Source organism: Stenotrophomonas ginsengisoli, from assembly GCF_001431485.1.
Classification (GTDB): domain Bacteria; phylum Pseudomonadota; class Gammaproteobacteria; order Xanthomonadales; family Xanthomonadaceae; genus Stenotrophomonas; species Stenotrophomonas ginsengisoli.
In genome coordinates, this window is sequence record NZ_LDJM01000065.1 from 1 (window position 1) to 11,226 (window position 11,226).

The following is an 11,226-nucleotide window of genomic DNA, read 5'->3' on the forward strand; positions in this document are numbered from 1 at the left end:
AGGTGAGTGAAGAGGAGGGGGAGAATGTATGTAAAGGTAAGGGAGAGCGGGAGAGTTGACACAGGGCAGATCGTCGGCAGGGTCAGATGTGAATAATGGACAGGTCGGCACGAGCAGGTGCCGGGCCTCCGTCGTCATTGGTGAAAGCAGCTTAGTCGAGGGCCAACGGGTTGTTGTGCTCAAGTGTGTCGGGTTTGTAAGCATTCAAGCCCAGTTGTTGCCGATTCCTGCTGGTTTGCTGACCCGGCCTGCGCCTGCGCGCTGCTCCCGGAGCAGGCCGGGTCAGCAAGCCAGCAGGAATCGGCAAAAAATGGGCTTGAATGCTGAAAAACCCGAAAAACTTGAGGACAAAAACCCGTTGGCGCTAGACTAGGCTGTTTTCAGCAATGAAGACGGAGGCACGGCAACTGCTCGTGAGGACTCTCCCCCTGATCATCGCGGCCACCCTTTCCGGAATTTTCACCGGAAACGCAATGGCCGAAAACAGCACAGAAAAAGATAGCTATCTGGAGGTCGGCGGCGCCATCCGTTTCAACTACGGCTGGCTGGATTACGGCTCTACCGACGGCATCAGCCTGGAACTTCTGCGCGCCGACCTGAAAGCCGGTACCGGCCCCCTGTCCTTTTCCGCCCAGTACCGCTGGTACGACGGCTTCGATGCCATCCACCACGCCTGGCTGGGCTGGCAGCTCACTCCGGACACCGCCCTGAAAGCCGGCATCCAGCAGGTCCCCTTCGGCCTGTTGCCCACCGCCTCGCACAGTTTCTGGTTCGGTTCCGGCTATTACCTCGGGCTGGAGGATGACTACGACCCCGGCCTGGTGCTGAGCCGGCAACACGGCAGCACCCAGTGGCAGCTGGGCTGGTTCAGTGGCGATGAATACGGCGATGCCCGTCGCTACCGGCGCTACTCCTTCGACATCGCCGCCACCGATACCCAGCCCTACCGCGAGCGCGACCGCGTGCATGCCCGCATCGAGCACAGCGGCGGCGGCACCGGCAGCCAGTGGTTGCTGGGAGCCTCCGGCCTTGTCGGCCAGCTGCAGGACATCCACAGCCGCCAGCACCATCGCCAGTACGCTGCCGCCGTCCACGCCCAATGGCAGCACGGGCCATGGACCACCCAGCTGCAATGGGCCCGCTACCGGCATGACGTGCCCGGCCAGCGCATCGCCCTGTCTGCCTTCCAGGCACCGTTCGAGGTGGCCGCCCATGCCGATGTGCCCACCGCCAACCTGGCCTACGACTTCGGCGCGGTCGGCAGGCTGGAACAACTGAGCTGCTACAACAACCTGAGCATGACCCGCCCGCTGGGCGGTCAGCCGGGCCTGCGCAACTCGTGGCAGAACGTCACCGGCTGCAGCCTGCACAAGGGGCCCATGGTCACCTATGTGGACTGGATTGCCGGCAACAACATGTGGTTCGCCGGCGGCCCGGGCATCGGCATCGATGACGGCTCCCCCTCACGCTGGCATTCCCGCCTGAACGTGAACATCGGCTTCTATTTCTGAGCCCTCGCCATCGTTGGCACCCTGCTGCCAGGTACCCACACCTGACGGCCCAACATCCACGGAGGAACCCATGCAGAGCCCTGCTCCGCAACAGCCCCCCGTCCGCCAGCGGATCCTTCCGCAGGTGTTCATTCCCACCGCGGCCAGTGTCCTGGCCCTGCTCGCCTTCTCCATCGCCGCCCCCGAACTGGCCACCCGCTGGTTCACCGCCGCCAAGACCTGGGCGGCCAATGATGCCGGCTGGTTCACCATCCTGGCCGTGGCCGGCTTCCTGATCTTTGTGGTCAGCCTGGCCTTCAGCCGTTATGGCCAGCTCAAACTGGGCCCGGACCACAGCCAGCCCGACTACAGCTATGCCTCCTGGTTTGCCATGCTGTTTGCCGCCGGCATGGGCATCGGCCTGATGTTCTTCGGCGTGGCCGAGCCGATCATGCATTACGCCACGCCGCCGGTCGGCACCCCCGAATCCACCGCCGCGGCCCGCCAGGCCATGCGCATCACCTTCTTCCACTGGGGCATCCACGCCTGGGCGATCTATGCGGTGGTGGCCCTGGCCCTGGCTTACTTCGCCTACCGCCACAACCTGCCGCTGCGCATCCGCTCGGCACTGTATCCGTTGATCGGCAACCGCATCCACGGGCCCATCGGCCATGCGGTGGACACCTTTGCCGCACTGGGCACGATCTTCGGCCTGGCCACGTCGCTGGGCCTGGGCGTGATGCAGATCAATGCCGGCCTGAACTACCTGTTCGGGCTGGAAGTGAGCACCGTGGTGCAGATGGGGCTGATCGTGCTGATCACCCTGCTGGCCACCGGCTCGGTGGTGGCCGGGCTGGACAGCGGGGTACGCCGCCTGTCCGAGCTGAACATGGTCCTGGCGGTGATGCTGCTGGCCTTCGTGCTGGTGTTCGGGCCCACCGCCCACCTGATGCAGACCCTGGTGCAGAACACCGGCATGTATGTATCCCAGCTTTTCTCGATGACTTTCAACCTGTACGCCTACGAGCCCACCGGCTGGCTGGGCGGCTGGACCCTGTTCTACTGGGGCTGGTGGATTGCCTGGTCACCATTCGTGGGGATGTTCATCGCACGCATCTCGCGCGGCCGCAGCGTGCGCGAATTCGTGGTCGGTGTCCTGCTGGTGCCCTTGGGCTTCACCTTCCTGTGGATGACCATCTACGGCAACACCGCCCTGTACATGGTGCGCGTGGAGGGCATGCAGGAGCTGGTGCAGGCCGTGGCGGCGGACAGCTCCACTGCCCTGTTCGCCTTCTTCGAGCACCTGCCCTTGACCCTGCTCACCTCTTCGCTGGCTGTGCTGCTGGTGGCCCTGTTCTTCGTCACCTCGGCCGACTCCGGTGCCCTGGTCATCGACATGCTCACCTCCAAGGGGGAGGAGGAATCCCCGCTGTGGCAGCGCATCTTCTGGTCGATGCTGGTCGGTGGCCTGGCCATTGCCCTGCTGATGACCGGTGGGCTGGAGTCGCTGCAGGCGGCCACCATTGCCAGCGCCCTGCCCTTCACCGTGATCATGATCCTGATGTGTTGGGGGCTGCTCAAGGCCATGCATCTGGACGCGACCAAACGATCGATCCTGCGCCAGGCGCGCATCCTTCCGGGCACCAGCGAGGACTGGCGCGCGCGCCTGCGCCTGCTGGCGCACAACCCGCTCAAGGTCGAGGTCACCGGCTTCATTGCCGACAAGGTGATCCCGGCACTGGAAGAAGTGGCCGCCGAGCTGCGCAAGCAGGAACTGCCGGTGCAGGTCACCCTGGGCGAGGATGGACGCGCCCTGCTGCGGGTCGGCCACGGCGAGGAGATGGACTTCTTCTACGCCGTGCGCCCGCAGCCGTATGACCCGCCCAGTTTCGCCCTGCAGGATCCCCGGCGCCCGGTCGCCGAAGGCACCCGCCATTACCGCGCCGAGGTCTACCTGCGCGAAGGCGGCCAGGACTACGACGTGATGGGCTGGCCGCGGGTGCAGCTGATCCACGATGTGCTGGACCAGTACGAACGCCACCGCCAGTTCCTGGACCACGTGCGCTGAGCCCCGATGTACAGACGCCGCCCGCAAGGGCGGCGTTTTTGCAGCACCCGCCGCTCCCCCTGCCGCGCCAGTGGACAACTGCAGGGCAGGCCGCCCCAACGCGGCAAGCGGCTGCGATGCCCCCCTGCTCCTGGAGGCCACCCGGCCACTTCCAGCCCCCATCGCCACCGCTCCCGGCCCCTCACCTACAATGGTCGGCCCCTGCGGGCCGATGGCCTGCGTCGACAAAGTGATGGACCCAAGCGTGAGTGCCAAGCAGCCCGAACATACCCCGTTGATGAAGCAGTTCTTCGCCGCCAAGGCGGACCATCCGGACCTGCTGCTGTTCTTCCGCATGGGCGATTTCTACGAGCTGTTCTATGACGATGCGCGCAAGGCCGCACGCCTGCTGGACATCACCCTGACCCAGCGCGGCAGCTCCGGTGGCGCGCCGATCCCGATGGCCGGGGTGCCGGCACATGCTTATGAAAGCTACCTGGCCCGGCTGGTGGCGCTGGGCGAATCGGTGGCGATCTGTGAGCAGATCGGTGACCCGGCCCTGGCCAAGGGCCTGGTCGAACGTAAGGTGGTGCGCATCGTCACCCCCGGCACCGTCACCGACGAGGCCCTGCTGGACGAGCGCCGCGACACCCTGCTGATGGCGGTATCGCGCGGCAAGCGCGGTTTCGGCCTGGCCTGGGCCGACCTGGCTGGCGGCCGTTTCCTGGTCAACGAGGTGGACACCGAAGAACAGCTGGAAGCCGAACTGGCCCGGCTGGAGCCGGCCGAGCTGCTGGTGCCCGACGAGGACAGCTGGCCGGCCTTCGTGCAGCAGCGCCGGGGTGCCCGTCGCCGGGCACCGTGGCTGTTCGATACCGATTCCGGCCGCCGCCAGCTGCTGGCCTTCTTCAAGCTGCATGACCTCACCGGTTTCGGCATCGAGGACAAGCCACAGGCCATCGCCGCTGCCGGCGCCCTGCTCGGCTATGTGGAGGAAACCCAGAAGCAGCAGTTGCCGCACCTGAGCGCGATCAGCAGTGAAACCTCCACCGATGCCATCGCCATGAACGCGGCCACCCGCCGCCATCTGGAGCTGGACACCCGTGTCGATGGCGACACCCGCCACACCCTGCTGGGGGTGCTCGATTCCACCGTCAGCCCGATGGGCGGACGCCTGCTGCGCCGCTGGCTGCACCGCCCGCTGCGCACCCGCGGGGTGCTGGCCCGTCGCCACCAGGCCGTTGCCAGCCTGATCCACAAGGGCGCCGAGGCCGACCTGCGCGATGCCTTCCGCGGCCTGGGCGACATCGAACGCATCCTGACCCGTGTGGCCCTGCGTTCGGCCCGCCCACGTGATTTCTCCACCCTGCGCGATTCGCTGGCCCTGCTGCCGCAGGTGGCGCAGATTCTGGCTCCCCTGTCTTCGCCGCGCCTGGCCGCGCTGGGCAGCGAGCTGGACCGCCACGGCCACACCGCCGAGCTGCTGGTGCGCGCGATTGCGCCGCTGCCGGCACTGAAACTGGTCGATGGCGGGGTGATTGCCGATGGTTTTGACATCGAGCTGGACGAGCTGCGCCGCCTGTCCACCCATGCCGACCAGTTCCTGATCGACCTGGAAGCGCGCGAGCGCGAGACCACCGGCATCAACACGCTGAAGGTTGGCTACAACCGCGTCCACGGCTACTACATCGAAATTTCCAAGGGCCAGGCCGACAAGGCGCCGGTGCACTACACCCGCCGCCAGACCCTGACCAATGCCGAGCGCTACATCACCGAGGAGCTGAAGGGCTTCGAGGACAAGGTGCTCAGCGCACGCGACAAGTCGCTGGCCCGCGAGAAGGCGCTGTACGAGCAGTTGCTCGATGCGCTGGTGGTCGAACTGGAGCCGCTCAAGCGCTGCGCGGCGGCGCTTTCCGAGCTGGACGTGCTGGCCGGCTTTGCCGAGCGTGCCCAGGCCCTGGACTGGACCTGCCCGGAACTGCGCGAAGAACCCGGCCTGGTGATCGAGCGCGGCCGCCACCCGGTGGTGGAAGCGGTGCGCGATGTGCCGTTCGAGCCCAACGACCTGCGCCTGGACCCCACCCGCCGCATGCTGGTGATCACCGGCCCGAACATGGGCGGTAAATCCACCTACATGCGGCAGAACGCCCTGATCGTGCTGCTGGCCCACATCGGCAGCTTCGTGCCGGCAGCGCGCGCCCTGATCGGCCCGACCGACCGCATCCTGACCCGCATCGGTGCCGGCGATGACCTGGCCAAGGGGCAATCGACCTTCATGGTCGAGATGGCCGAGACCAGCTACATCCTGCACCACGCCACCGAGCAGTCGCTGGTGCTGATGGACGAGATCGGCCGCGGTACCTCCACCTATGACGGCCTGGCCCTGGCCGATGCGGTGGCCCGCCACCTGGCCCAGGTCAACCGTTGCTACACCCTGTTTGCCACCCACTATTTCGAGCTGACCGCACTGGCCGACGAGGCCGTGGACGGTGGCCCGTCAGGCATTGCCAATGTCCACCTGGATGCGGTGGAACACGGTGATGCACTGGTGTTCATGCATGCGGTCAAGGATGGCCCGGCCAACCGCAGCTTCGGCCTGCAGGTGGCCGCGCTGGCCGGCCTTCCGCGGCAGACCGTGGCCAATGCCCGCCGCCGCCTGGCCGAGCTGGAAACGCGCAGCAGCCAGGACATCGTCCGCCCGCAGCGCGATGAACCGGCCCCGCAGCAGTTCGGCCTGTTCCCGCCACCGGCCGATGACCTGTCCCAGGCCCTGCAGCAGATCGACCCGGACGAGCTGACCCCGAAGCAGGCGCTGGAGGCGCTGTACCGGCTCAAGTCACTGACCTGATGCGTCACAGCCTGACGGCAGCAATCGGGCCTGTCCGGGCGGGCAGCGTGCGGATAATTGCGGTGCGGCTGGTGCCTGCGCTGGCGGCGGCCGCATCCGGCTCTGATGTGCCATTGGCCCCGGGAAGTCGATAGAAAATCACTATCGATACAAACGGGCAATTGGATTGGGTATTTCACTGAAGGATGGCTACAGTGGACTCAAGATGTCCCACCAGCCAGCAGGAGCACGCCATGAGCAGCAACGACACCAAACCCAGCTGTCCCTACCACAGCGCCCCGTCGCCCGAACAAGCCGCCCAGGCCCAACGCGACACCAGCACGACCCCGGCGCAGAAGCATGGCGATGCCCCTGTCACGCCGATGACCACCGCTTTCGGCGCACCAGTGGTGGACAACCAGAACAGCAAGACCGCCGGCCCGCGTGGCCCACTGCTGATGGAAGACGTGTGGCTGCTGGAGAAGCTGGCCAACCTCAACCGCGAGGTCATCCCCGAGCGCCGCATGCATGCCAAGGGCTCGGGCGCGTTCGGCACCTTCACCGTCACCCATGACATCAGCCAGTACACCCGCGCCAAGCTGTTCTCGGCGGTGGGAAAGCAGACCGAAATGTTCGCCCGTTTCACCACCGTGGCCGGCGAGCGTGGTGCAGCCGATGCCGAGCGCGACATCCGCGGCTTCGCACTGAAGTTCTACACCGAGGAAGGCAACTGGGACCTGGTGGGCAACAACACGCCGGTGTTCTTCCTGCGCGACCCACGCAAGTTCGGCGACCTCAACAAGGCGGTCAAGCGCGACCCGCACACCAACCTGCGCAGCGCGCGCAACAACTGGGACTTCTGGACCCTGCTGCCGGAAGCACTGCTGCAGGTGACCGTGGTGATGAGCGACCGCGGCATCCCGCGCAGCTTCCGCCACATGAACGGCTTCGGATCGCACACCTACAGTTTCATCAACGAGGGAGGTGAACGCTTCTGGGTGAAGTTCCATTTCCTCACCCAGCAGGGCGTGCAGGCACTGACCGATGCGCAGGCCGAAGTGCTGGTGGGCAAGGACCGTGAAAGCCACGGCCGCGACCTGTTCCAGGCAATCGAACGCGGCGAGTTCCCGAAGTGGAAACTGTTCGTGCAGGTGATGCCGGAACTGGAAGCGGAAACCTACCGCATCCATCCGTTCGACCTGACCAAGGTCTGGCCGAAGAGCGACTACCCGCTGATCGAGGTCGGTGAGTTCGAGCTCAACCGCAACCCGGAAAACTGGTACATGGACGTGGAGCAGTCCGCTTTCGCACCGAGCAACCTGGTGCCGGGCATCGGCCCGTCGCCGGACAAGATGCTGCAGGCACGTCTGTTTGCCTACTCCGATGCGCAGCGCTACCGCCTGGGCGTGAACCACCACCAGATTCCGGTCAACGCCGCCCGTTGCCCGGTGCACAGCAACCACCGCGATGGCGCGATGCGCGTGGACGGCAACTACGGCGGCCTGCCGCATTACGAGCCCAACAGCTACGGCCAGTGGCAGGAGCAACCAGCCTACCGCGAGCCGGCCCTGAAGATCCGTGGCGATGCCGACTTCTGGAACTTCCGCGAAGACGACAACGACTACTTCAGCCAGCCCGGCGCGCTGTTCCGCAGCTACAACGCCGAGCAGAAGCAGCGCCTGTTCGAGAACACCGCGCGCGCCCTGGGCGATGCGCCGGACTTCATCAAGCAGCGCCACATCGACAACTGCAACAAGGCCGACCCGGCCTACGGCGCCGGCATCGCGGCGGCACTGCAGAAGCTGGCCAGCGCAGCCGCCCAGGCTGATCCGTTCGCACCGCCGGCCCACCCGGGCCACGATTTCCCGACCGCCACTCCGGGTGCAGAGGACATCGAGCTGTAAGCCGGACGCTCTACCTGGCCTGTTCCATGCACCCCCGCCGGCTGGCATGCCGACGGGGGTGTTTGCGTGCACGGGCACATCTTCCCACCGCCGTCGTGCCGGCGGTTACCATGCCCGCCTGCCATCACCACAAGGATTCCGGTCCATGAGCCTGACCAACGACCTTCTTTCCCAGCTGCAGGGCGCGCCGCTGCAGCAGGTTTCCCAGCAGCTGGGTATCGACAGCCAGCAGGCATCGGGCGCGATCAGTGCCGCGCTGCCGCTGCTGATGGGCGCCCTTGGCAACAACGCGGCCCAGCCGCAGGGCGCGCAGGCACTGCTCGGTGCCCTGCAGAACAACCACAGCGGCCTGGACATCGGCAGCGTGCTTGGCGCGGTGCTCAGCGGGGGTAGCGCCAACAATCCGGCAGCCAACGGTGCCGGCATCCTCGGCCACATCTTTGGGGGCAACCAGAGCCTCGCCGAGACCGGCCTGGCCCAGGCCACCGGCCTGAGCGCTGATCGCAGCAAGCAGCTGCTGGCGATCCTGGCCCCGATCGTGATGGCCTTCCTGGCCAAGCAGATGGGCAGCAAGGGCCAGAATGATGCGGCCGGCCTGGGCCAGCTGCTGGGCCAGGAGCAACAGGCCGTGCGCAACCAAGGCGGCATTGCCGGTGGCCTGCTGGGCAAGGTGCTCGACCAGGACGGCGATGGCCAGCTGGGCATGGGCGACCTGATCAAGCTGGGCAGCGGCCTGCTCGGCAGCGGCAAGCGCTGAGGCCCCCTGCCCCGCCGCAGACACGACAAGGCCACCCACACGGTGGCCTTGTTGCTTGCAGCGATCAACGCGCCCTGCCTGCGGCAGGCTACAGCGCGTCGATGTCGCCCAAGGCCATGATCAAGCGGCGCGCGCGTTTGTCCGGGCGTTGTTCGGGCGGGCGGAAACCATCACGCATGGCCAGACGCTGGGCCCGCGCCGCCTCCCGGGCCACCCGCGAGGCTTCGCTTTCGGCATACAGCGCCTGCGCCACCGGGGCCGGGCCACGGGTATCGCTCAGGCCCAGCACACTGAGCTGGAAGACTTCCTCGCCGCGGCTGACCTGCAGCGCATCGCCCACCCGCAACAGGCGCGAGGCCTTGGCCCGCTGCCCACCCACATCGACCTTGCCGGTTTCCACCGCCTGCTTGGCCAACGAGCGGGTCTTGAAGAAACGTGCCGCCCACAGCCATACATCCAGGCGGATGCCCGCCACTATGGCCGTCTGTTCGCGCTGCTCGCCCACACTCTCGCTCCTGCCGGCCAACACAGGCCATCGGGCAGAAAATATGGCCGCCTGCCGCGGGCTTCAAGCCATTGGTGACAACCACCTGCCATTGCCGGTGTTAGGGTGCATCTTTCGTTCACCAGACCCCACCATGGCCACAAGCCAACGCAACCTCACCACCGGGCCGATCGGCTCGTCCCTGCTGTTGTTTGCCCTGCCGATCCTGGCCGGCAACATCGCCCAGTCGCTCAACGGCTCGGTCAATGCGATCTGGGTCGGCCGCTTCCTCGGTGAGGATGCGCTGACTGCCACCGCCAATGCCAACTCGATCATGTTCTTTCTGATCGGCTCGGTGTTCGGCATCGGCATGGCCGCCACCATCCTGATCGGCCAGGCCATCGGCGCGGCCAACCTGGCCCAGGCACGCCGGGTGATGGGCAGCTCGGCCACCTTCTTCATCGGCATCTCGGTGGTCATCGCCCTGCTCGGGCAGACCATCTCCCATCCGTTGCTGGCGGCGATGGGCACCCCGGCCGCGGCACTGCCAATGGCCGATGCCTACCTGCGGGTGATCTTCCTGGCCATGCCCCTGCTGTATGCCTTCGCCTTCTTCAGCGCCGCCCTGCGCGGTGCCGGCGATGCGCGCACGCCGCTGCGCTTCCTGCTGCTGGCGGTGGTGCTGGACATCGTGCTCAACCCGCTGCTGATCTTCGGCCATGGCCCTTTCCCGGAGCTGGGCATTGCCGGTTCGGCCTGGGCCACCCTGGTCTCGCAGGGCGTTGCCCTGCTGGCCATGGCCCTGTACCTGCGCCACAAGCGCCACCCGCTGTGGCTGGGCCGGCGCGACATGGCCCTGTTCCTGCCGGACTGGACCATCGTGCGCACCCTGGTGGTCAAGGGCGTGCCGATGGGTCTGCAGATGGTGCTGATCTCGCTGGCGATGATCTCCATGGTGAGCATGGTCAATGGCTACGGCACCGCCACCGCGGCCGCCTTCGGTGCCTCGATGCAGCTGTGGACCTATGTGCAGATGCCGGCCATGGCCATCGGTGCGGCCTGCTCGTCGATGGCCGCACAGAACGTCGGCGCCGGCCTGTGGCCGCGCGTGGAAGCCACCACCCGGGTCGGTGTGGGCTACAACTTCCTGCTCACCGGCGTGCTGATCGTGCCGATCATCCTGCTCGACCGCTGGACCTTGGCCCTGTTCCTGCCCGACGGCAGCGCCTCGCTGGAGATTGCCCGCCATCTCAACCACATCGCGGTGTGGTCGTTCCTGTTTTTCGGGGTGAACTTCGTCATTTCCGGCGTGGTCCGGGCCACCGGCGCGGTGGTCCCGCCGATGCTGATCCTGGGCCTGAGCCTGTGGGGCGTACGGGTGCCGTTTGCCCATTTCGCCCAGCCCTGGCTGGGCGCCGATGCGATCTGGTGGAGCTTCCCGGTCAGTGCCCTGTGCGCGATGCTGGCCTCGATGGCCTACTACCGCTACGGCAACTGGCGCCAGGCACGCATGCTGCCCGACAGCGCCCCGGCCGGCACCCCGGCCGAGGTCGGCAGCTGCCCGCCAGCGCCGGTGGCCGATGCCGACGAGGCCGCCCTGCCGCAACGCCAGCCCTGACCAGCCCTTGCCGGCCTCGTGCGAGTGCGGGTGCGAGTGCGAGTGCGAGTGCGAGTGCGCCTACAGGACAAACAGACCACAGCAAACGGCCGCCTGCAG

7 protein-coding genes are annotated in these 11,226 nt (G+C 66.7%); 6 read left to right on the forward strand and 1 reads right to left on the reverse strand.

Going from position 1 to position 11,226, the window contains the following annotated elements:
• Nucleotides 1-473 precede the first annotated feature (473 nt).
• The 5 genes from ABB30_RS15250 to ABB30_RS15270 all read left to right on the forward strand — a co-directional run bounded on the left by ABB30_RS15250 (nt 474) and on the right by ABB30_RS15270 (nt 9,025).
• A complete protein-coding gene (locus ABB30_RS15250) occupies nt 474-1,511 on the forward strand; it encodes a hypothetical protein (protein ID WP_245626522.1) in 1,038 nt (345 codons plus the stop codon).
• Between the two features lie 70 nt (nt 1,512-1,581).
• Nucleotides 1,582-3,558 (forward strand): BCCT family transporter, encoded by a 1,977-nt coding sequence (locus ABB30_RS15255; protein ID WP_057639165.1) that lies wholly within the window; start codon nt 1,582-1,584, stop codon nt 3,556-3,558.
• Nucleotides 3,559-3,835: 277 nt separating this feature from the next.
• The gene (mutS, locus tag ABB30_RS15260; RefSeq protein ID WP_057639170.1) at nt 3,836-6,385 is read left to right on the forward strand and encodes a DNA mismatch repair protein MutS; all 2,550 of its coding nucleotides are present in this window, start codon (nt 3,836-3,838) and stop codon (nt 6,383-6,385) included.
• Nucleotides 6,386-6,618: 233 nt separating this feature from the next.
• A complete protein-coding gene (locus ABB30_RS15265; protein WP_057639166.1) occupies nt 6,619-8,268 on the forward strand; it encodes a catalase in 1,650 nt (549 codons plus the stop codon).
• Nucleotides 8,269-8,413: 145 nt separating this feature from the next.
• Nucleotides 8,414-9,025: a DUF937 domain-containing protein gene (locus ABB30_RS15270; protein WP_057639167.1), complete on the forward strand. Its 612-nt coding sequence runs from the start codon at nt 8,414-8,416 to the stop codon at nt 9,023-9,025.
• A gap of 88 nt (nt 9,026-9,113) precedes the next feature.
• Here the strand turns inward: ABB30_RS15270 and ABB30_RS15275 are convergent, their stop codons facing one another.
• Entirely contained in the window at nt 9,114-9,530 is a 417-nt protein-coding gene (locus tag ABB30_RS15275; RefSeq protein ID WP_245626523.1) for an RNA-binding S4 domain-containing protein, read from the reverse strand.
• 133 nt (nt 9,531-9,663) lie between these two features.
• Here ABB30_RS15275 and ABB30_RS15280 point away from each other — a divergent pair, with 133 nt between their 5' ends.
• Nucleotides 9,664-11,127, forward strand: coding sequence for an MATE family efflux transporter (locus ABB30_RS15280; protein ID WP_057639168.1), 1,464 nt, complete (start codon nt 9,664-9,666; stop codon nt 11,125-11,127).
• Nucleotides 11,128-11,226: the final 99 nt, after the last annotated feature.

What these genes read in the sequence shown, in the direction of transcription:
- ABB30_RS15270 (WP_057639167.1), top strand. Translation starts at nt 8,414, where the DNA reads ATGAGCCTGACCAACGACCTTCTTTCCCAGCTGCAGGGCGCGCCGCTG.
- ABB30_RS15250 (WP_245626522.1), top strand. Translation starts at nt 474, where the DNA reads ATGGCCGAAAACAGCACAGAAAAAGATAGCTATCTGGAGGTCGGCGGC.
- ABB30_RS15265 (WP_057639166.1), top strand. Translation starts at nt 6,619, where the DNA reads ATGAGCAGCAACGACACCAAACCCAGCTGTCCCTACCACAGCGCCCCG.
- ABB30_RS15280 (WP_057639168.1), top strand. Translation starts at nt 9,664, where the DNA reads ATGGCCACAAGCCAACGCAACCTCACCACCGGGCCGATCGGCTCGTCC.
- mutS (WP_057639170.1), top strand. Translation starts at nt 3,836, where the DNA reads ATGAAGCAGTTCTTCGCCGCCAAGGCGGACCATCCGGACCTGCTGCTG.
- ABB30_RS15255 (WP_057639165.1), top strand. Translation starts at nt 1,582, where the DNA reads ATGCAGAGCCCTGCTCCGCAACAGCCCCCCGTCCGCCAGCGGATCCTT.